Annotated in this window: 19 protein-coding genes; 16 read left to right on the top strand and 3 right to left on the bottom strand. The window is 69.2% G+C overall.

Translation table 11 applies throughout. The annotated features are described in order from the left end of the window. The first annotated feature begins 185 nt into the window (after window positions 1-185). From DEW08_RS18160 to phoB, 7 genes are all read left to right on the top strand, one after another. Entirely contained in the window at window positions 186-2,450 is a 2,265-nt protein-coding gene (locus tag DEW08_RS18160; protein WP_109329514.1) for an NADP-dependent malic enzyme, read from the top strand. 146 nt (window positions 2,451-2,596) lie between these two features. After that, window positions 2,597-4,135 carry an ATP-binding protein gene (locus DEW08_RS18155; protein ID WP_109329512.1) on the top strand — a complete coding sequence of 513 codons (1,539 nt, stop codon included), beginning with the start codon at window positions 2,597-2,599 and terminating at the stop codon, window positions 4,133-4,135. Window positions 4,136-4,312: 177 nt separating this feature from the next. Beyond that, the gene (locus DEW08_RS18150) at window positions 4,313-5,356 is read left to right on the top strand and encodes a PstS family phosphate ABC transporter substrate-binding protein (protein WP_168220392.1); all 1,044 of its coding nucleotides are present in this window, start codon (window positions 4,313-4,315) and stop codon (window positions 5,354-5,356) included. A gap of 94 nt (window positions 5,357-5,450) precedes the next feature. Continuing rightward, window positions 5,451-6,833, top strand: a complete 1,383-nt coding sequence (pstC, locus tag DEW08_RS18145; RefSeq protein ID WP_109329508.1) for a phosphate ABC transporter permease subunit PstC — start codon at window positions 5,451-5,453, stop codon at window positions 6,831-6,833. Continuing rightward, entirely contained in the window at window positions 6,826-8,124 is a 1,299-nt protein-coding gene (gene pstA, locus DEW08_RS18140) for a phosphate ABC transporter permease PstA (protein ID WP_109329506.1), read from the top strand. Before pstC ends, pstA begins: the two co-directional genes overlap by 8 nt. Window positions 8,125-8,196: 72 nt before the next feature. Beyond that, window positions 8,197-8,958, top strand: a complete 762-nt coding sequence (pstB, locus tag DEW08_RS18135; protein WP_245986669.1) for a phosphate ABC transporter ATP-binding protein PstB — start codon at window positions 8,197-8,199, stop codon at window positions 8,956-8,958. Between the two features lie 105 nt (window positions 8,959-9,063). Beyond that, complete coding sequence (gene phoB / locus DEW08_RS18130; protein WP_109329975.1) at window positions 9,064-9,768, top strand: phosphate regulon transcriptional regulator PhoB; 705 nt, start codon at window positions 9,064-9,066, stop codon at window positions 9,766-9,768. Here the strand turns inward: phoB and DEW08_RS18125 are convergent. Further along, entirely contained in the window at window positions 9,765-10,496 is a 732-nt protein-coding gene (locus DEW08_RS18125) for an SAM hydrolase/SAM-dependent halogenase family protein (protein WP_109329502.1), read from the bottom strand. The two genes, phoB and DEW08_RS18125, sit on opposite strands and share 4 nt — an antisense overlap. A gap of 112 nt (window positions 10,497-10,608) precedes the next feature. Between DEW08_RS18125 and DEW08_RS18120 the strand changes: the two genes are divergently transcribed. After that, a complete protein-coding gene (locus DEW08_RS18120; protein ID WP_109329500.1) occupies window positions 10,609-11,421 on the top strand; it encodes a response regulator in 813 nt (270 codons plus the stop codon). 70 nt (window positions 11,422-11,491) lie between these two features. Here DEW08_RS18120 and DEW08_RS18115 read toward each other — a convergent pair whose 3' ends face one another. Both DEW08_RS18115 and DEW08_RS18110 read right to left on the bottom strand, forming a co-directional pair. Continuing rightward, a complete protein-coding gene (locus tag DEW08_RS18115) occupies window positions 11,492-11,704 on the bottom strand; it encodes a cold-shock protein (RefSeq protein WP_109329498.1) in 213 nt (70 codons plus the stop codon). A 201-nt stretch (window positions 11,705-11,905) separates the two neighbouring features. After that, on the bottom strand, window positions 11,906-13,375 hold the full coding sequence (locus tag DEW08_RS18110) for a sigma-54-dependent transcriptional regulator (RefSeq protein ID WP_109329496.1): 1,470 nt from the start codon (window positions 13,373-13,375) through the stop codon (window positions 11,906-11,908). A gap of 278 nt (window positions 13,376-13,653) precedes the next feature. On the opposite strand from DEW08_RS18110, the gene coaBC reads away from it, so the two are divergent. The 8 genes from coaBC (at window position 13,654) to DEW08_RS18070 (ending at window position 19,566) form a co-directional block, all read left to right on the top strand. After that, entirely contained in the window at window positions 13,654-14,916 is a 1,263-nt protein-coding gene (gene coaBC, locus DEW08_RS18105) for a bifunctional phosphopantothenoylcysteine decarboxylase/phosphopantothenate--cysteine ligase CoaBC (RefSeq protein WP_109329494.1), read from the top strand. Then, entirely contained in the window at window positions 14,913-15,383 is a 471-nt protein-coding gene (gene dut / locus DEW08_RS18100) for a dUTP diphosphatase (RefSeq protein WP_425429109.1), read from the top strand. The genes coaBC and dut overlap by 4 nt, the downstream gene beginning before the upstream one ends. Before the next feature lie 37 nt (window positions 15,384-15,420). After that, window positions 15,421-15,876 (top strand): RrF2 family transcriptional regulator, encoded by a 456-nt coding sequence (locus DEW08_RS18095; protein ID WP_109329490.1) that lies wholly within the window; start codon window positions 15,421-15,423, stop codon window positions 15,874-15,876. A 75-nt stretch (window positions 15,877-15,951) separates the two neighbouring features. Next, window positions 15,952-16,911, top strand: coding sequence for a cysteine synthase A (gene cysK / locus DEW08_RS18090; RefSeq protein ID WP_109329488.1), 960 nt, complete (start codon window positions 15,952-15,954; stop codon window positions 16,909-16,911). 224 nt (window positions 16,912-17,135) lie between these two features. Continuing rightward, window positions 17,136-17,921 (top strand): hypothetical protein, encoded by a 786-nt coding sequence (locus DEW08_RS18085; protein ID WP_109329486.1) that lies wholly within the window; start codon window positions 17,136-17,138, stop codon window positions 17,919-17,921. A gap of 112 nt (window positions 17,922-18,033) precedes the next feature. Further along, a complete protein-coding gene (locus tag DEW08_RS18080; protein WP_168220391.1) occupies window positions 18,034-18,822 on the top strand; it encodes a HesA/MoeB/ThiF family protein in 789 nt (262 codons plus the stop codon). Between the two features lie 37 nt (window positions 18,823-18,859). Further along, window positions 18,860-19,297 carry a DsrE family protein gene (locus DEW08_RS18075; RefSeq protein WP_109329481.1) on the top strand — a complete coding sequence of 146 codons (438 nt, stop codon included), beginning with the start codon at window positions 18,860-18,862 and terminating at the stop codon, window positions 19,295-19,297. Between the two features lie 5 nt (window positions 19,298-19,302). Further along, the gene (locus DEW08_RS18070) at window positions 19,303-19,566 is read left to right on the top strand and encodes a hypothetical protein (RefSeq protein ID WP_245986411.1); all 264 of its coding nucleotides are present in this window, start codon (window positions 19,303-19,305) and stop codon (window positions 19,564-19,566) included. The last annotated feature ends 65 nt before the right edge of the window (window positions 19,567-19,631 follow it).

The raw sequence follows: 19,631 nt of genomic DNA, 5'->3' as shown, positions 1-19,631 counted from the left end.
GCGCGGTTTCGGTGGTCCGAAATGTCGCGCCGGGCCATTTTTTTGCACGATTCGTACGATCGTCTGATCGTGCCCCCTTGGCGGAGCGCTTCCGGCACGGCTAACATCCCGCCCCCACCGTCGGCATGGGACTCCCACAACGACCGGCGGAGCATCAGCACTCCCCCTTGAGGAACACGATATCCATGGCCGACAACAAGCGCGTCACCGACGAAGAAGCCCTCCTGCTGCATTCCAGCGGGCGCCCGGGCAAGCTGGAGATCACCCCGACCAAGCCGCTGACCACGCAGCGGGACCTGTCGCTCGCCTATTCGCCGGGCGTGGCCGTGCCCTGCCTGCGCATCGCGGAGGATCCGGCGCTGGCCTACGACTACACGGCCAAGGGCAACGTGGTGGCGGTCATCTCCAACGGCACGGCGGTGCTCGGCCTCGGCGACCTGGGCGCGCTGGCGGGCAAGCCGGTGATGGAGGGCAAGGCCGTCCTGTTCAAGCGCTTCGCCGACGTGGACGGCATCGACCTGGAGGTCGACACCCGCGACGTGGACGAGTTCGTCAACTGCGTACGCTTCCTCGGCCCCAGCTTCGGCGGCATCAACCTCGAGGACATCAAGGCGCCGGACTGCTTCATCATCGAGGAGCGTCTGCGCGAGCTTCTGGACATCCCGGTCTTCCACGACGACCAGCACGGCACCGCCATCATCGCCGCCGCCGGCCTGATCAACGCCTGCGACATCACCGGGCGCAAGCTGGAGGACGTGAAGATGGTGGTGAACGGCGCCGGCGCCGCGGGCATCGCCTGCGCCGAGCTGTTCACCACCATGGGCGTGCCGCGCGAGAACATCATGCTCTGCGACACCAAGGGCGTGGTCTACCGCGGCCGCACCGAGGGCATGAACCAGTGGAAGTCGGCCTTCGCCGTCGACACCGACAAGCGCACGCTGCAGGAGGCGGTCGAGGGCTCCGACGTCTTCGTCGGCCTGTCGGCCAAGGGAGCCATGACCCCGGAGATGGTCAGGTCGATGGCGGCCAAGCCGATCATCTTCGCGCTCGCCAACCCCGATCCGGAGATCACGCCGGAGGAGGTGAAGGCGGTGCGGAACGACGCCATCGTCGCGACCGGCCGCTCCGACTACCCGAACCAGGTCAACAACGTCCTGGGCTTCCCCTACCTGTTCCGCGGCGCGCTCGACGTCCGCGCCACCACCATCAACGAGGCGATGAAGGTCGCCGCCGCCAGGGCGCTGGCGGCGCTGGCCCGCGAGGACGTGCCGGACGAGGTGGATGCCGCCTATTCCGGCCGGCGCCTGCGCTACGGCCCGGAATACATCATCCCCGTGCCCTTCGACCCGCGCCTGATCGTGACGGTTCCGGCCGCGGTGGCGCAGGCCGCCATGGAATCCGGGGTGGCGCGCAAGCCGATCGTCGACATGACGGGCTATCGGCACAGCCTGCGCACCCGTCTCGACCCGACGGCGGACAGCCTGGAGCTGATCCTGGAGAAGGTGCGGGCCAACCCGCGCCGCGTCGTCTTCACCGAGGGCGAGGAGGAGCGGACCATCCGCGCCGCCATGGCCTTCCGGGCCGGCGGCTTCGGTACTCCCGTGCTGATCGGCCGGGAGGAGGTGATCAAGGAACAGCTCGCCGCCATGGGCCAGCCCAACGTCACCTTCGAGATCCACAATGCCCGGCTGTCGGACGCCAACCGGCGCTACACCGACCATCTCTATCGCCGGCTGCAGCGCAAGGGCGCCCTGCTGCGCGACTGCCAGCGCATGGTCAACCAGGAGCGCAACGTCTTCGCCGCCTGCATGGTGGCCCAGGGCGACGCCCACGCCATGGTGACCGGCCTGACCCGCAGCTTCGGCGTGGCCTTCGAGGAGGTCAGCCGGGTGATCGACGCGAAGGGCGAGGGTCCCGTCTTCGGCCTGCACGTCTTCGTCACCCGCAACCGCACGGTCTTCATCGCCGACACGACGGTGCATGTCCGCCCCGATGCCGCGACGCTGGCGGAGATCGCCGTCGGCGCCGCCGCCAAGGCCCGGCAGATGGGGCACGAGCCGCGGGTGGCCTTCCTGTCCTTCTCGAACTTCGGCCAGAACGCCCACCCCAACACCGATCCGCTGCGCGAGGCCCTGACCATCCTCGACGGCCGCCGGATCGACTTCGAGTATGAGGGCGAGATGTCGGCCGACGTCGCGCTGGACTACCAGCTCATGAAGCGGGTCTATCCTTTCTCGCGCCTGTCCGGCCCGGCCAACGTGCTGATCATGCCCGGCCTGCATTCCGCCAACATCTCGGCCAAGCTGTTGAACAAGATGGCCGGCGGCCAGATGATCGGCCCGCTGCTGATCGGTCTCGACAAGCCGGTGCAGATCGTCTCCATGGGCTCGTCGGTCGGCGACATCGTCACCGCCGCGGCCCTGGCGGCGCACGATTCGCTGCCGTGGTGAGACCTTCCGCCCCGGCCGCGGCGGGTGCTCCCGTTCGCTGCCGGGGCGATTAATCTTTTGTGACCGGCGCGCGCGGCGACTCGGGATGGTGTAAGTTGGTCCGTTGAACCTGCCGTCTCCCCTCGATCCGGATGCCGTTGCCGCCCATGCCCACCCGGGAGTTTCTGTCGATCAGGGAGGTCCTCAAGGGACTGCCGCCCGCCCGCTTCCTGGTCGCCTTCGCGCTGCTGCTCGCCCCGCTGGCGGTGGCGCTGGGAATGCTGGTCGGGCGTGGCGTGGTGTCGCTGCCGGCGGCGCTGTTCGGCGCCCTGGTCGCGGCGGCCGGCATGGCATTGCTGGTCCGGGCGTCGCGGGAGGAGGCGGCGCGGATCGCCGACTGCGTGACGCAACTGGCGGAGACCGGCAGCGCGGCGCTTCCTCCCGGCCGGTTGACGGTGACGGCGCGGTCGCAGGTTCTCGCGGCGCTGCGGCTCTACCGGACGATGGCCCGCCGGGTGGAACGGGTGCAGGCGCAGATCGACGCCAACGACTCGATCCTCGATGCCCTGCACGACCCGCTGGTGCTTGTCGACGGCGAGCGGCAGGTTACCCGCGCCAACCTGGCGGCCCGCGGCCTGTTCGGCGAGCGGGTGGTCGGCCGCGACCTCGCCGCCTCGCTGCGCAATCCCAAGGTGCTGGAGGCGGTGGATGCCGTGCTGCGCGGCGCCGCCTCGCGCGTCGTGGAGTTCACCCTGCCGGTCCCGGTGGAACGGATGTTCGAGGTGCAGGTGAAGCCCTTCCGGCGCCGCCTCGACCCGGTTCCCGGCGGTGCGGAGGAGCCCGGCGGCACCGGGCTGCCGGCGGCGCTGCCGGGCGAGACGGTGCGCATGGCGATCCTGACGCTTCACGACGTCACCGCGGCCCGCCGGTCGGAGCAGATGCGCGCCGACTTCATCGCCAATGCCAGCCACGAGCTGCGCACGCCGCTCTCCTCCCTGCTGGGCTTCATCGAGACGCTGCGCGGCCCCGCCCGCGACGATCCGGAGGCGCAGGAGCGATTCCTGTCGATCATGCACGACCAGGCGAGCCGGATGACCCGGCTGGTCAACGATCTGCTCTCCCTCTCGCGGATCGAGCTGGACGAGCATATGCCGCCGGCCGACCGGGTGGACGTGCTGGAGCAGGTCGACCACGTCGTCGCAGCGCTGGAGCTGAAGGCCGCCGCCCGCGACATCCGCCTGCGGCTGGAAGCACCGGACGAGCTGCCGCCGGTGGCCGGCGATGCCGACCAGTTGACGCAAGTCTTCCAGAACCTCGTCAGCAATGCGATCAAGTACGCGCGGGAAGGGACAGAGGTGACGATCTCCGTCACGCTGGCGGACGGCGCCGTGGTCGGCTTTCCCGGTGGCTCGCGGCGGGGCGGTCGTGGGCAGCCGCTGGTCGCCGTGGCGGTGCGCGACCGGGGCGAGGGGATCGCGCGGACCCATCTTCCCCGCCTGACCGAGCGGTTCTACCGCGTCGACGCCGCGCGGTCGCGCGCCATGGGCGGCACCGGCCTGGGGCTGGCCATCGTCAAGCACATCCTGAACCGCCACCGGGGCCGTCTGACGATCGAGAGCGAGGTCGGGGTCGGCAGCACCTTCACCGTCTATCTGCCCGCCGCCGAGGAGCAGGCGGAGGCTTCGGCCCGCCGGAAGACGGGGTGATCCGGCTGCCGCGCCGGCCGGCGGGCGCTGTCATGAAACGGTCATGGAACTGTAATCATTGCGTCTCCCTGCCCGACTAATGTCCGCCCGCAAGCGATCGGTCACAAATTGATCGCCCGACGGCGCGGGCCGGAGACGATGCCCCGCCGGTGCATTGGTTCATCGGAGGGATTTCACGTGAACACCAGGAAGCTCGCCCTGACCGCGGCCGCTGCCGTGGCCCTGACCGCCGCCTTCGCCGGCAGCGCGTCCGCCCAGTCGCGCGACCAGATCCGTGCCGTCGGTTCTTCGACGGTGTTCCCCTTCACCACCGCCGTGGCCGAGGCATTCGGCAAGGGCGGCAAGTTCAAGACCCCGGTGGTCGAGTCGACCGGCACCGGCGGCGGCCTGAAGCTGTTCTGCGCCGGCGTTGGCCCGGGCCACCCGGACATCGCCAACGCCTCGCGCCGCATCAAGAAGTCCGAGGTCGAGCAGTGCGCCGCCAACGGCGTCACGCAGATCACCGAGCTGAAGATCGGCTTCGACGGCATCGCCCTGGCCTATTCCAAGAAGGCTCCGGAAGTCGCGCTGGGCACCGAGGTCCTGTGGAAGGCGCTGGCCAAGGAAGTGCCGGTCAACGGCAAGATGGTCGCCAACCCCTACAAGAAGTGGTCGGACATCGACCCGAAGCTGCCGGCCAACGAGATCGAGGTGCTGGGCCCGCCGCCGACGTCCGGTACCCGCGACAGCTTCAACGAGCTGGTGATGCTCGAAGGCTGCAAGAAGGTGGCCGAGGTCAAGGCGCTGGTCGCCGACGAGAAGGCGCGCGAGAAGGCCTGCATGGCCGTGCGCGAGGACGGCGGCTATATCGAGGCCGGTGAGAACGACAACCTGATCGTCCAGAAGCTGACCGCCAACCCGTCCGCCTTCGGCGTGTTCGGCTACAGCTACCTCGACCAGAACCGCGACAAGCTGCAGGCCGCCAAGATGGACGGCGTGACGCTGACGGCCGAGAACGTCGCCAGCGGCAAGTACGAGGTCGCCCGCGCCCTCTACGTCTACGTGAAGAACGCCCATGTCGGCGTGATCCCCGGCATCCGCGAGTTCATCGCCGAGTACACCTCGGAGCGCGCGATGGGCGACGAGGGGTATCTGGCCGACAAGGGCCTGATCCCCGAGCCGAAGGACGTCCGCGAGTCGGCCCGTGTCTCGGCGGTCAACCTGACCCCGCTGCAGCTCTGATCCTGCATGGCGGCGTCGGCGGTCTTGCAAGAGGCCGCCGACGTCCGTTTCGTGCTATGAGCGCCCAATCCCAGCCCCGATCCGGCGGTCTCGCATGCAGCTCACAGTCCTTGTCCTGATCCTGGCCCTGCTTACCGTGATCGGCTTCCAGGCGGGCCGGTCGCGCGCCGCCGCTTCGGTCGGTGGACGCATCGCGGAATTGCACTCGGTGCCGTCCTACCATGGCTTCTACGTGGCGCTCTGGGCCGGACTCCCGGCCCTTCTGCTGTTTGTCCTGTGGACGGCGTCGGAAGGATGGCTGGTCATGCAGATGGTCCTGGCGAGCCTGCCGGACCGCCTGACCACCGGCGATACGCAGTCGCTGAGCCTCCTGAAGGCCGACATCCTCAACCTCGCCCACGGCATCTCCACCGGTCACGACTCCGACCCGGCGGTCCATGCCGCGGCGGCACATTACAACAGCCTGCATGCCATCGCCGACTGGTCGCTCCTGGCGATCGGGACCTGCCTTGCCGTCGCCGGGCTCGCCTATGGCCGGCAACGCATCGTGCCGTCGCTGCGCGCCCGCAATCAGGTAGAGCGGGTTGTGAGCATCCTGCTCGTTCTCTGCTCCCTGGTCGCGATCCTGACCACGGTCGGCATCGTGATGTCGCTGCTGTTCGAGGCGCTGCGTTTCTTCACGGTGGTGTCGCCGCTGGACTTCCTGCTCGGCACGCACTGGAGCCCGCAGATGGCCATGCGCGCCGATCAGGTGGGCTCCTCCGGCTCCTTCGGCGCCATCCCGCTCTTCACCGGCACGCTGCTGATCACCGTCATCGCCATGGTCGTGGCGGTCCCGGTCGGACTGATGGCGGCGGTCTACATGTCGGAATACGCCAACCCGCGCGTCCGTTCCTGGCTGAAGCCGATCCTGGAGATCCTGGCCGGCATCCCGACGGTGGTCTACGGCTTCTTCGCCGCCCTGACCATGGCACCCTTCGTGCGGTCGGTCGGGCAGAGCCTCGGCCTCGGCGTCAGCTCGGAATCGGCGCTCGCCGCCGGCGTCGTGATGGGGGTGATGATCATCCCCTTCGTCAGCTCGCTGTCCGACGACGTCATCAACGCGGTGCCGCAGTCCCTGCGCGACGGCTCCTACGGGCTGGGCGCCACCAAGTCGGAGACCATCCGGCAGGTGGTGATGCCGGCGGCCCTGCCGGGCATCGTCGCCGCCATCATGCTGGCCGTCAGCCGCGCCATCGGCGAGACGATGATCGTCACCATGGCGTCCGGCCTGACCGCCAACCTCACCGCCAACCCCCTGGAAGCCGTGACCACCGTGACGACCCAGATCGCCACGCTGCTGGTCGGCGACCAGGAGTTCGACAGCCCCAAGACGCTTTCGGCCTTCGGCCTTGGCCTCGTGCTGTTCGCCGTCACTCTCTGCCTCAACGTGGTCGCCCTGCGGGTGGTCCAGAAGTATCGAGAGAAATATGACTGACCTCGTGCAACAGGATACGCGGGCCATGTCGGTCGCCGTTTCGAAGTCTCGCTACCAGAGCGAGGAGTTCACCCGCCGCCTGAAGGCCCGCTACGCCGCCGAGCGGCGCTTCAAGATGGCCGGCATCGCCGCGGTGGGTATCGCCTCGCTGATGCTGGTGATCCTGCTGGGCTCCATCGTCACCAAGGGCTACACCGCCTTCTGGCAGACCCAGCTCCGGCTGGAGGTGACGCTGGACAAGGCCCAGGTGGAGGAGCGCAACTTCATGCCGCTCCTGCGCCAGGCGCTCTACGCCCAGCTTCCGGACGTCGCCGACCGGTCCAGCCGCCGGCAGCTGAACGACCTGCTGTCCTCCGGGGCTCCTTACGAGCTGGAGGCCTTCGTCGCCCGCAATCCGGCGGTGGTCGGCACCACCCAGACCATCTGGGTCCGTGCCGACGACGAGGTGGACCAGTTCATGAAGGGCTATTTCCGCCGCGATGTGCCGGAGGCCGAGCGCCGGCTGAGCGACGTGAAGATCGCCGCCATCGACGCGCTGACGGCCAAGGGCTCGTTGGTGCAGAGCTTCAACACCACCCTGTTCTCCGCCGGCGACAGCCGCGAGGCGGAACAGGCCGGCATCTGGGGCGCCATCGTCGGCTCCCTGCTGATGCTGTCGGTGACGATGATCCTGTCGGTGCCGATCGGCGTCGCCGCCGCAGTCTACCTGGAGGAGTTCGCGCCGAAGAACAAGTGGACCGACCTGATCGAGGTGAACATCAACAACCTCGCCGCGGTGCCGTCCATCATCTTCGGCCTGCTCGGCCTGGCGGTCTTCCTCGGCTTCTTCGGGATGACCCGCTCGGCCCCGGTGGTCGGCGGCCTGGTGATGGCGCTGATGACCCTGCCGGTCATCATCATCTCCGCCCGGGTCGCCCTGAAGTCGGTGCCGCCCTCGATCCGCGAGGCGGCGCTGGGGATCGGCGCCTCTCCGCTGCAGACGGTGACCCACCATGTCCTGCCGCTGGCGCTGCCCGGCATCCTGACCGGCACCATCATCGGCATGGCCCGTGCGCTCGGCGAGACGGCGCCGCTGCTGATGATCGGCATGGTCGCCTTCATCGTCGACATCCCGCATGGCTGGACCGACAGCGCGACCGTGCTGCCCGTGCAGATCTACATGTGGGCGGACAGCCCCGAGCGGGCCTTCACCGAACGCACCTCGGCCGCGATCATGATCCTGCTCGGGTTCCTGATCCTGATGAACGGTCTGGCCGTGTACCTGCGCAAGAAATTCGAGAGGCGGTGGTAAGTCATGAACGTGATGACCCAGATGCAGTCCGGTTCGCAGCCCAACACCGCTGCCCGCGCCCAGGGAGAAACCATGGCCGGCGTCAAGATGGTCGCCCGCGACGTGAAGGTGTTCTACGGCGCCAAGCAGGCGCTGAAGGGCATCAACCTGGAGATCCAGGAGAACAAGGTCCTGGCCCTGATCGGCCCGTCGGGCTGCGGCAAGTCGACGTTCCTGCGCTGCCTGAACCGCATGAACGACACCATCGAGAACTGCCGCGTCGAAGGGCTGATCGCGCTGGACGGCGAGGACATCTACGGCAAGGGCATCGACGCGGTCCAGCTCCGCGCCCGCGTCGGCATGGTGTTCCAGAAGCCGAACCCCTTCCCCAAGTCGATCTACGACAACATCGCCTACGGCCCGCGCATCCATGGGCTGGCCTCGCAGCGCGACGAGCTGGACGAGGTGGTGCAGAAGTCGCTGCAGCGCGCCGGCCTGTGGAACGAGGTGAAGGACCGCCTGCGCGAGCCCGGCACCGGCCTGTCCGGCGGCCAGCAGCAGCGCCTGTGCATCGCCCGCGCCATCGCCGTCAGCCCGGAGGTGATCCTGATGGACGAGCCCTGCTCGGCGCTCGACCCCATCGCGACGGCGCACATCGAGGAACTGATCGACGAGCTGCGCGAGAACTATACGATCGTCATCGTCACCCACAACATGCAGCAGGCGGCCCGCGTCTCGCAGAAGACCGCCTTCTTCCATCTCGGCGAGATGGTGGAGTGCGACGACACCGAGGAAATCTTCACCAACCCGCGCGACGAGCGCACCCAGGGCTACATCACCGGCCGGTACGGCTGATCGGCCCTCCTCCTCCCCCGCGGTGGGGGAGGGGCGTCATGGAGCATGTTGAAGAGGCATGGAATGCTGGGTAACGTCGAAGCGCGCGGGATGAACGGAGCGGCCATGACCTCGGCGCTGAAGCCCCTTGTGCTGGTTGTCGAGGACGAGGCGGACATCGTCACCCTCCTCAAGTACAATCTGGAGAAGGAGGGGTTCCGCGTGGTCGCCGCGAGCGACGGCGAGGAGGCCCTGCTGCTGGCCGGCGAACAGGCGCCGAACCTCGTCCTGCTCGACTGGATGCTGCCGCTGATGTCGGGGCTGGAGGTGTGCCGCCAGCTCCGCCGCAATGCCAAGACCCGCGACATCCCGATCATCATGCTGACCGCCCGCGGCGAGGAAGGCGACCGGGTGCGCGGCCTGAATTCCGGTGCCGACGACTACATCACCAAGCCCTTCTCGCCGACCGAACTGGTGGCGCGCATGCGGGCGGTGCTGCGCCGCTCCGCCCCCGGCATGACGGACGAGACCCTGCAGTTCGCCGACGTGACGATGGACCTCGCCGCCCACCGCGTCCGCCGCAACGGCCGCGACATCCATCTCGGGCCGACCGAGTTCCGGCTGCTGCGCCATTTCATGCAGCATCCCGGCCGCGTCTTCTCGCGCGAGCAGCTTCTCGACCTCGTCTGGGGCCACGACGTCTATGTCGAGCCGCGCACGGTCGACGTCCACATCCGCCGCCTGCGCAAGGCCCTGAACGAGGAGACCGAGCTGGACCTGATCCGCACGGTTCGCTCGGCCGGCTACGCGCTCGACACCAAGACGATCTAGCGCCCTGTCACCGTGACGGCCGCGCCGACCGCGACGCCCAAGGCGCGGTCGGCGCGGCCGCGGTTGACGGCGATCTCCGCCAGCCCGTTGGAGTTCTCGTACCACAGCGCCTCGCCGGCCGGCACGTCGGCGAAGGTCCGGCCGCGGCGCACGGCGCGGGCACCGATGCGCAGCACCGCATCGGCCGGCAGGGTCGCCGCCCGCAGCCCGGTCATCGCGTTGCCGTAGACGTCGATATAGACGATGCGCGGCAGATCGTCGGGCCAGTCCGGCCGCGCGTCCGCTCCCGTCTCCAGCGGCTCCAGATCCACCGGCCGGCCGGTCGCCAGCATCGCCGCGACCGGCGCGAAGAGATCCCGTCCGTGGAAGCTGGCGGAGAGCCGCTCCGGCCTCCAGCCGATGGCCGAGGCGGTAGACCGGACCGCTCTTCGCCGGACGATCTCGAACAGGCCGTTGTCCGGCCCGACGAAGCGGCGTCCGTCGGCCTCCACCACCAGCGGCCGGCGGTCGGTGCCGACGCCGGGATCGACAACGGCGACGAAGACCGAGCCCGCCGGGAAGGCCGGGGCGTAGGCCGCCAGAAGATAGGCGGAAAGCTGCGGATCGAAGGCCGGCACGTCGGCGAACAGGTCGATCACCGGCAGTCCGGGCGCCTGCTGCGCCAGCGCCGCCTTCATCTGGCCGGTATAGGGGCCGGACAACCCGAAATCGGTGAACAGCACGATCATGGCGTCAGGATAGCGTGGCTGCGGTTGAATCGACAGGGGCAGCCGCGCCGCCCGTTGCCGCGGCGCTCCGCCCTTCCTACAGTGGTGCGACCTCCATCAAGCGGACTGGCCGATGACGCATCCCCCGGCAGCGCCCTCTTCCCTGGACGCCCCGACCTCCGGCAGCCGCATCCTGCTGGTGGAGGACTGTGCTCCCAACCAGATGCTGGCCGCCGCGATCCTCGGCAGTGCCGGCCATACGGTCGACGTGGTGGAGAACGGCCGTACCGCCGTCGCCGCGGTGGCGCGCGGTGGCTACGACCTCGTGCTGATGGATCTGGCGATGCCGGAGATGGACGGCCTGACCGCCGCCCGCCTGATGCGCGACCTGCCGCCGCCGCTCTGCCGCATCCCCATCATCGCGATCACCGCGGATTCGCAGGAGTCCGACCGGGCCCGCTGTCTCGCCGCCGGGATGGACGATCATCTCGCCAAGCCGTTCGACCGCGCCGCCCTGCTGGAGCGGGTGGCTCATTGGCTGGGGCGGGTGGCCGGCCTGCACGCCATGGCACGGACGCCGGGAACGGCACCGGCGGCGGCCACGGCGGGGGTGGAGATGCTGGACCGCGCCACGCTCGACCAGCTCGGCGCCGACCTGGACGCGGAAGTGCTGGCCGACGTCCTGCGCCAGTTCGCCGACGAAACGATGGAGCGGCTGGAGCGGATCGCGGCGGAGACCGACCTGGCGCTTCTCGCGCGCGAGGCCCATACGCTGAAGAGTACGGCGGGCACCTTCGGGGCGCCGACCCTGGCGGCGGCGGCACGGGCGCTGGAGCTTGCCTGCCGCGCCGGTTCCGCGGACGAGGCCGAGGCCCTGCGGATCGCCATTCCGGACCTTGCCCGCGCCGCGATCGACGCCTACCGCAGGGCGGGCTACCTGGGATGAGGCCCGCCGGCACGCTGCAGCCGGCGGGCTGGCCGGCGTCAGGCCGGGCCGGAGCGGGGTGCGGCGGCCGTCACTGGTCCATCAGGCTGATGTTGACGGCGGCATCCTTGCCGTTGGTTCCGCGCGACACCTCGAACTGGACACGCTGGCCTTCCGACAGGGCCCGCAGGCCCGACCGCTGGACGGCGGTGATATGGACGAACACGTCCTTGGCACCCGCTTCCGGAGCGATGAAGCCATAACCCTTTGTGGTGTTGAACCATTTAACGGTACCGGTGGCCATTGCCATTCCTTCCCCCCTAAGTCTGTCGTCGATGGCACCGGCCAGACGGGTGGGTCACACCCGATAGCGGAACCAAGACAAAGGCGAATGAAGGCTATCCCTGCATCACCGGAGCGGGCAAGGCAGGCTCTCGGCATATACCGATGGGGTGTAAAAGCCCGGGGCGGCCATAGACCTTAGGCAGCAACCCGCCCGGTCGCGTCACAGCTTCCCTTCCGCCTGCCAGGTCAGCCGCTTGCGGTAGATGGTGGAGGCGCTGATCTGCAGCAGGGCGGCGGCCCGGGGGATGTTGCCGTCGCAAGCGGCGATGGCGTCCTCGATGGCGTCCTTCTCCACCTCCCACAGCGGCCGGATCGGCTTCGGGCCGGGCGGTTGGGGCGGGGGAGCCGGGGGCGCGGCGGCCGGCGCGGCCTGCTGGGGCGCCGGCCCGGGCTGCAGGGCGTGCGGGTGGTGGAGCGGCACGGCGGGACCGGCCCCATGGGCGCCGGCTCCGCCGGTGGAGAGCGGCGGCGGCAGCATGGCGGCGGTCACCGTGTCGCCCTCATGCAGGACCACGATGTTGCGCACGACGTTCTGCAACTGGCGGACGTTGCCCGGCCAGTGGTAGCCGCGCAGCGCCTGCTCCGCCTCGGCGGTGAAGTGGGTGAAGCCCTTGCCTTCCTCGGCGGCATAGTCGGTCAGGTAATGGCGGGCGATCTCCAGCACGTCGTCCTCCCGCTCGCGCAGGGCGGGCAGGTGGATCGGGATGACGTGCAGGCGGTAATAGAGATCCTCGCGGAAGCGCCCTTCCTCCACCTCGCGCAGCGGGTCGCGGTTGGTGGCGCAGATGATGCGCAGGTCGACCTTCTCCAGCTTGCTGCCGCCGACCGGCGTGAAGGTGCCGGTCTGGATGAAGCGCAGCAGCTTGGTCTGCAGGTCGGGGGCGAGCTCGCAGATCTCGTCCAGGAACAGGGTGCCGCCGTCGGCGCGGGCCGCCGCCCCTTCGCGGTCGGACACCGCCCCGGTGAAGGAGCCCTTCACATGGCCGAAGATCTCGCTCTCCATCAGGTCCTTGGGGATCGCCCCGCAGTTGATGGCGATGAAGGGCTTCGATCCGCGCGGGCTCTGCCGGTGGATCGCCTCGGCGCAGACCTCCTTGCCGGTGCCGGATTCGCCGGTGATGAAGACGGTGGCGCGGGACGAGGCGGCGCTGTCGATGATGCGGTAGATCGCCTGCATCGCCAGCGAGGAGCCGATGAAGCCGTGATAGCGGGTGCGGCTGATGTCCCGCTCGTAGGTCTCGACGATCTGGGCGAGGCGCAGCCGCTCCATGGCGTTGCGCACGGTGACCAGCAGCCGGTCGGCGGAAAAGGGCTTCACCAGGAAGTCGTAGGCGCCGTAGCGCATGGCCTCGACCGCCGCCTTCACCGACCCGTGGGCGGTGATCACGATGACGGCGCAGGGCAGGGCCTGGGCGGCGATGCGGCGCAGCACCTCCATCCCGTTCATGTCCGGAAGCTGCAGGTCGAGCAGCACCACCTTCGGCGCGCCGTCGGCGAGCTGGTCAAGCGCGTCGCTCCCCGTCTCCACCGAGATGACGGTGAAGGACTCCTTCTTCAGGAACTCGGCATAGACCCGAGCAAGGGAAGGCGTGTCTTCGATCAGGAGGACGGGAGTGGAGCGGGGGGCCATGGGCCGTTCGGCTGAAGGTGGAGACGGCAACGCGACGCCCCGTCTAGCGGTCAATTCCTAAAATCCGATGTTACGCCATCAGGCCATACGGGGGAAAGACCCGTGCGGAGGTCCGCCGCGCGACCGGTTGCCGATTCCTCGGCCGGGCTTCCGCCGCAATCCCCGTGCTGCAGGGCAGGCGGGCCTTTCACGACGCTTGTCCCTGACGTCGTGATGGAATATCTGAATTGTACATAATCAATAAGGACGTTTCGGGAGATCTCCCATTGAGCGATCAAATGGCGAGCGGCGGGACGGTGGGCAATCACAGCGCGGCCGATCATGCGGCTCTGTCCGGCAAGCGCATCCTGCTGGTCATCGCCGGCGGCATCGCCGCCTATAAGTGCCTGGATCTGATCCGCCGCCTGCGCGAGCGGGGGGCCTCGGTGCGGGCCGTGCTGACCCGTGCCGGGGCGGAGTTCGTCACCCCGCTGTCGGTGCAGGCCCTGACGGAGGACACCGTCTACCGGGACCTGTGGTCGCTGACCGACGAATCGCAGATGGGCCACATCCGCCTGTCGCGCGAGGCCGACCTGGTGGTGGTGGCCCCGGCCACCGCCAATCTGCTGGCCCGCATGGCCTCGGGGATGGCCGACGACCTCGCCGCGACCGTGCTGCTCGCCACCGATAAGCCGGTGCTGGTCGCCCCGGCGATGAATGTCCGGATGTGGCTGCACCCGGCGACCCAGGCCAACATGGCGCTGCTGGAGAGCCGCGGCGTCCGGCGGGTCGGCCCGAATGACGGGATCATGGCCTGCAACGAGTTCGGCCCCGGCCGCATGGCGGAACCGATGGAGATCGTCGATGCGATCGCCGCGCATTTCGCCGGCCTGCCGCCGGGACCGGTCCATCGCCCGCTGGCCGGCCGGCGCGCCCTGGTGACGAGCGGCCCGACCCACGAGCCGATCGACCCGGTGCGCTACATCGCCAACCGCTCGTCCGGCAAGCAGGGCCACGCCATCGCGGCGGCGCTCGCCCGGCTCGGCGCGTCGGTGACGCTGGTGACCGGCCCGACGCGGGAGCCCGATCCCCCCGGCTGCACGGTCCATCCGGTCGAGACGGCCCGCGAGATGCTGGCCGCCTGCGAGGCCGCCCTGCCGGCGGACGTCGCCGTCTGCGCCGCCGCGGTGGCCGACTGGCGCGTCGCCGACGCGGCGGAGCGCAAACTGAAGAAGGAGGGCGGCGGCCCGCCCTCGCTGGTGCTGGTGGAGAACCCCGACATCCTCGCCACCCTGTCGCAGCCCGGCGCCCGGCGCCCGGCGCTCGTCATCGGCTTCGCGGCGGAGACCGGCGACGTGCTGGCCTATGCCACCGCCAAGCGGGCGCGCAAGGGCTGCGACTGGATCGTCGCCAACGATGTGTCGCCGGGCACCGGCACCTTCGGCGGCAGCGAGAACACCGTCCATCTGATCCGTGCCGACGGTGCCGAATCCTGGCCGACCATGGGCAAGGACGCGGTGGCCGCGCGGCTCGCCGAGGCCATCGCAGGACATTTCGCATGACCACCGCAGGAGAGCAGCGCATGACCGCCACCGTTCCCATCGTGCGCCTTCCCCATGCCGAGGGGCTGGATCTGCCTGCCTATGCGACGGACGGGGCGGCGGGACTCGACCTGCTGGCGGCGGTGACGGAGCCGGTGGAGATCGCGCCCGGCGCCCGCGCCCTGGTGCCGACCGGCATCGTGCTGGCCCTGCCCGCCGGGTTCGAGGGGCAGGTCCGTCCCCGTTCCGGCCTCGCGCTGAAGCATGGGGTGACGGTGCTGAACAGCCCCGGCACCATCGACGCCGACTATCGCGGCGAGGTCGGGGTCATCCTGATCAACCACGGCGACCGGGCCTTCACGGTGGAGCGCGGCCAGCGCATCGCCCAGCTCGTCGTCGCCCGCTATGCCCGCGTCACCTGGCACGAGGCGTCCACCCTCTCCGAAAGCGCCCGCGGCACGGGCGGCTTCGGGTCGACCGGCCGCTGAGCCGGCCACGGTCTGGTTTCCAAGGGGAGTCCCTTTGATGCTCCGCATCTCCAAGAAGCTGATGTTCGCCATCGAGGCGGTGCTCGACATCGCCTACAACGCCGGCACCGAACCGGTGCAGTCCGGCGAGATCACCCGCCGCCAAGGCATCCCGAAGCGGTATCTGGAGCAGGTGCTGCAGCAGCTCGTGCGCGACGGCATCCTCGCCGGCGTGCGGGGTCCCCGCGGCGGCTATCGCCTGGCGCGCGAGCGGCGGCGGATCACGCTGGGCGAGATCGTGCGGGTCGTGCGGTCCATGGAGACGGCGACCGACCCGATCGAGGAGCCGGCGGGCTCGATCCTCGGCCACAAGGTGGTGCGGCCGCTGTGGGCGGAACTGCAGGAGGAATGCATGAAGAAGCTCGACGAGGTGACGATCGAGGAGCTCTGCATGCGGGCCCGCAGCGCTGGGGTGGAGAGCGAGACGGAAGACCGGATCGACTTTACCATTTGATTCTCGCCTGAACGGGCGTAAAATCACAGCATGCTGTGAAAACACGAATATAACACACATCCGAGAGGTGGAACCATGGCGGCTCCCGAATTCCGCGGCAAGATCTACGACAGCATCCTCGACACCATCGGCGCCACGCCGCTGGTGCGCCTGAACCGGCTGGCCGCGGACGCCGGGGTGAAGGCGCAGATCATCGGCAAGCTGGAGTTCTTCAATCCGCTGGCCAGCGTGAAGGATCGCATCGGCTTCGCGATGATCGACGCGGCGGAGAAGGCGGGCGTCATCTCCCCCGGCCGCACCACCCTGATCGAGCCGACCTCGGGCAACACCGGCATCGCGCTGGCCTTCGTCGCGGCGGCGCGCGGCTACACCCTGATCCTGACCATGCCGGAGAGCATGTCGGTCGAGCGGCGCAAGATGCTGAAGCTGCTGGGGGCCCAGCTCGTCCTCACCCCGGCGTCGGAGGGCATGAAGGGCGCCATCCGGCGGGCGGAGGAGATCGTGGCGAGCGATCCCAACGCCTACATGCTGCAGCAGTTCAAGAACACCGCCAACCCGGCGATCCACCGCGTCACCACGGCGGAGGAGATCTGGACCGACACGGCGGGGCAGGTCGACATCCTGGTGTCCGGTGTCGGCACGGGCGGCACGCTGACCGGCGTCAGCGAGGTGCTGAAGGCGCGCAAGCCCGGCTTCCGCACCGTCGCGGTGGAGCCGGAGGACAGCCCCGTCCTGTCCGGCGGCATGCCCGGCCCGCACAAGATCCAGGGTATCGGCGCCGGCTTCGTGCCAGACGTCCTGAAGAAGGATCTGATCGACGAGGTCGTGCGCATCTCCAACCAGCGTGCCTTCGAGACCGGCCGCAAGGTCGCCCGGCTGGAAGGCGTGCCGGTCGGCATCTCCTCGGGTGCGGCGCTGGCGGCCGCTCTGGAGGTCGGCGCCCGTCCGGAGAACGAGGGCAAGCAGATCGTCGTCATCCTGCCGTCCTTCGCCGAGCGCTACCTCTCCACCGGCCTGTTCGAAGGGCTGGAGTAAGCATGGCGGGCGGGTCCGGGCATTCGCTCGGGCCCGCCCGTAACGGGGCTTGCCGCGACGCAACCTTACAGCGAGGATTGCCCGGCCCCGCCGTCTGGGGTAGACTACCCCCTCGGGCGCAGAGGGTGTGCGCTCCCGTGCCGGCCGGCGCGGCCGTCTCTTTTCGACGGAAAGATCGAATTTTACTAAATTGAGTGGGCTTCGCTGGGCGGGGGGATACCACCATGGGCGTCACGGTACCGAACGCATCGACCATGAACTGGTTCCAGCTCCGTGGCTTGACCAACGAGCTGAACGGGCGCGGCATGTCGACCGACTACCGCCAGTTCACGGTCAGCAAGCCCGGCGAGTTCAACTTCAAGATCAACAACTCCTACACCTCCGTCCAGATCGTCGACCAGAACAACAAGGTCGTGGCGACGATGAAGTCGCAGCAGGACGCGGCGGACGCCAGCGCCAAGCTGGGGGCCGGCACCTACACGGCGATCATCTCGCAGACGATGCGCGGCGTGAACATGCGGGAGTATTCGCTGGACGTCAGCGTCCGGCAGAACGTGATGATGCTGTCGAGCGGCGCCACGCTGAAGGCGACGGCCCGGCAGGCCGCGACGGCCGATCCGGGCGTCCAGAAGCACACGGTCAACGTGGTGCAGGGCGGCGAGTTCACCGCCAACCTCAGCCTGCCCTACACCCGCTGGGCGCTGATGGGCAAGGACGGCAAGGTCGTCGCTTCCGGCGACACGATGAACCCTGAAAAGCAGGTCGGCTTCTTCGACCAGCCGAGCTACAAGATCCAGCCCGGCCAGTATGAGCTGGTGGTGGTGCCGCCGCGCAACGTGGCGGGCGAGATCCCCTATCAGCTCAACTTCATCCCGAAGACCGCCAAGATCGACATGCCGGTGGAAGAGCGGCCGATCGACAAGATCCTGCGCGAGCGCGAGGAGCGCCTGCGCGTGTGGGCCGCCCAGGACGCCAGGAAGACAGGCGGCAAGACCAAGACCACCGCCTGACACGCCGCGGCATCCCGGCCGGCGCGACGCCTGACGGCCGCGCGCCCGTGCCGCGCCTGGGCTGCCGCAAGAAACTGCACGCTGCGGCCGGGACTGCGTTATGCTCCCTCCCATGGAATTCACGGACACCCAGCTTCATCGCTATTCGCGCCACATCGTCCTGCCGGAAGTCGGCGGCGTGGGGCAGGAAAAGCTCTTGCAGTCCAAGGTGCTGGTCGTCGGGGCCGGCGGCCTGGGCGCGCCGCTGCTGCTCTATCTGGCGGCGGCCGGCGTCGGCACCATCGGGGTGGTGGACGACGACTCGGTCGATCTGTCGAACCTGCAGCGCCAGGTGATCCACGACGAGGGCTCGGTCGGCGTTCCGAAGGTGGAAAGCGCTGCGGCCCGCATCCGCGCGCTGAATCCCGACGTGCGGGTGGAGCCTTACAAGACCCGGCTGAACCGCGACAACGTGATGGACCTGATCGGTCCCTACGACGTGGTGGCCGACGGGTCGGACAATTTCTCCACCCGCTTCCTGCTGAACGATGCCTGCTATCTCGCCGGCAAGACGCTGGTCTCCGCCGCGATCCTGCGCTTCGACGGGCAGGTGTCGACCTTCAAGGCGCATCTCGGCGATCCGCATCCCTGCTACCGCTGCCTGTTCCGCGAACCGCCGCCGCGCGGCATGGTGCCGAGCTGTTCGGAGGGCGGCGTGCTCGGCGCTCTGGCCGGCTTCATCGGGTCGCTGCAGGCGGTGGAGGTGATGAAGGAACTGCTGGGGCTGGGCGAGAGCCTGTCGGGCAGCCTGCTGATGATGGACACGCTCTATGCGTCCTACCAGCGGATCACCCTGCGCAAGGACCCGGACTGCCCGCTCTGCGGCAGCCATCCGACCATCCGCGACCTGTCCGGCCACTGACCCCGGGCCGCTGCCGCTCAAGCTGAGGAGCGTTCCCATGTCCGGCCCGGAAGGCCTTTCCATCGTCGTCTTCGCCGGCGGCTACGACCGCGTCCATTACGCGCTGGTCATGGCCAGCGCGGCGGCGGCGACCAACCGTCCCGTCACGCTGTTCTTCACCGGCCGCGCCCTGCGCGCGCTGGTGCAGGAGGAGGAGCCGGGCGTGCTGGGCTGGCACGATCTGGATGCGGCCGACGACGGCAGCAGGCCGGTGGAGCGCGACCGCTTCTTCGCCGCCCAGGGACTCGCCACCTTCGAGGAGCTTCTGGAGGCCTGCGTCGCCCTGAACGTCACCGTCATGGCCTGCGAGATGGGGCTGCGGGCGCTCGGGCTGCCGCAGGGCAAGGCGTTGCGCCCGGATGTCCCGGTGAAGACCGGCGGCGTCGTCACCTTCCTGAACGATGCGCCCAAGGGTGGCGCCATGCTGTTCGTATGAGCGGTATGGCATCCGCACCAATGGGGGCGTCGGTCCTCGACCTCGCCAACCGGTTCGAGGCCATCGCGGCGGACGGGTTCGAGGGCAAGCCCTACGACGCGGCGCTGGCCGACCTCGTGCGGCGGATCAAGGCCGATCCGGCGCTGGCGGCCCAGGTTGCCCATGCCGTCGGCATCATGATCGGGATGATCGAGGACAGCGACCCGTCCGGCCGCTTCGCCTACAAGACGGCGATCCTCCGCGAGGCCGTGGCCCAGCTCCGGGCCTGAGAACGCGGGGCGGGCGGCCGTGCATGGCAGCCATGCGTCACGGCCCGGCGGGTGCCCCCGTCCTG

Origin of the sequence: Azospirillum thermophilum (assembly GCF_003130795.1) — a bacterium.
Taxonomy (GTDB): domain Bacteria; phylum Pseudomonadota; class Alphaproteobacteria; order Azospirillales; family Azospirillaceae; genus Azospirillum; species Azospirillum thermophilum.
This window is presented reverse-complemented; position numbering and strand designations above follow the sequence as displayed.

Bases quoted from the DNA above. Each gene is read 5' to 3' on its own strand.
- DEW08_RS18110 (WP_109329496.1), bottom strand. From the start codon at position 13,375: ATGGCCCCCCGCTCCACTCCCGTCCTCCTGATCGAAGACACGCCTTCC.
- pstB (WP_245986669.1), top strand. From the start codon at position 8,197: ATGGCCGGCGTCAAGATGGTCGCCCGCGACGTGAAGGTGTTCTACGGC.
- DEW08_RS18115 (WP_109329498.1), bottom strand. From the start codon at position 11,704: ATGGCCACCGGTACCGTTAAATGGTTCAACACCACAAAGGGTTATGGC.
- DEW08_RS18125 (WP_109329502.1), bottom strand. From the start codon at position 10,496: ATGATCGTGCTGTTCACCGATTTCGGGTTGTCCGGCCCCTATACCGGC.
- cysK (WP_109329488.1), top strand. From the start codon at position 15,952: ATGGCGGCTCCCGAATTCCGCGGCAAGATCTACGACAGCATCCTCGAC.
- DEW08_RS18095 (WP_109329490.1), top strand. From the start codon at position 15,421: ATGCTCCGCATCTCCAAGAAGCTGATGTTCGCCATCGAGGCGGTGCTC.
- DEW08_RS18070 (WP_245986411.1), top strand. From the start codon at position 19,303: ATGGCATCCGCACCAATGGGGGCGTCGGTCCTCGACCTCGCCAACCGG.
- coaBC (WP_109329494.1), top strand. From the start codon at position 13,654: ATGGCGAGCGGCGGGACGGTGGGCAATCACAGCGCGGCCGATCATGCG.
- dut (WP_425429109.1), top strand. From the start codon at position 14,913: ATGACCACCGCAGGAGAGCAGCGCATGACCGCCACCGTTCCCATCGTG.
- DEW08_RS18080 (WP_168220391.1), top strand. From the start codon at position 18,034: ATGGAATTCACGGACACCCAGCTTCATCGCTATTCGCGCCACATCGTC.
- pstC (WP_109329508.1), top strand. From the start codon at position 5,451: ATGCAGCTCACAGTCCTTGTCCTGATCCTGGCCCTGCTTACCGTGATC.
- pstA (WP_109329506.1), top strand. From the start codon at position 6,826: ATGACTGACCTCGTGCAACAGGATACGCGGGCCATGTCGGTCGCCGTT.
- DEW08_RS18085 (WP_109329486.1), top strand. From the start codon at position 17,136: ATGGGCGTCACGGTACCGAACGCATCGACCATGAACTGGTTCCAGCTC.
- DEW08_RS18120 (WP_109329500.1), top strand. From the start codon at position 10,609: ATGACGCATCCCCCGGCAGCGCCCTCTTCCCTGGACGCCCCGACCTCC.
- DEW08_RS18075 (WP_109329481.1), top strand. From the start codon at position 18,860: ATGTCCGGCCCGGAAGGCCTTTCCATCGTCGTCTTCGCCGGCGGCTAC.
- DEW08_RS18160 (WP_109329514.1), top strand. From the start codon at position 186: ATGGCCGACAACAAGCGCGTCACCGACGAAGAAGCCCTCCTGCTGCAT.
- phoB (WP_109329975.1), top strand. From the start codon at position 9,064: ATGACCTCGGCGCTGAAGCCCCTTGTGCTGGTTGTCGAGGACGAGGCG.
- DEW08_RS18155 (WP_109329512.1), top strand. From the start codon at position 2,597: ATGCCCACCCGGGAGTTTCTGTCGATCAGGGAGGTCCTCAAGGGACTG.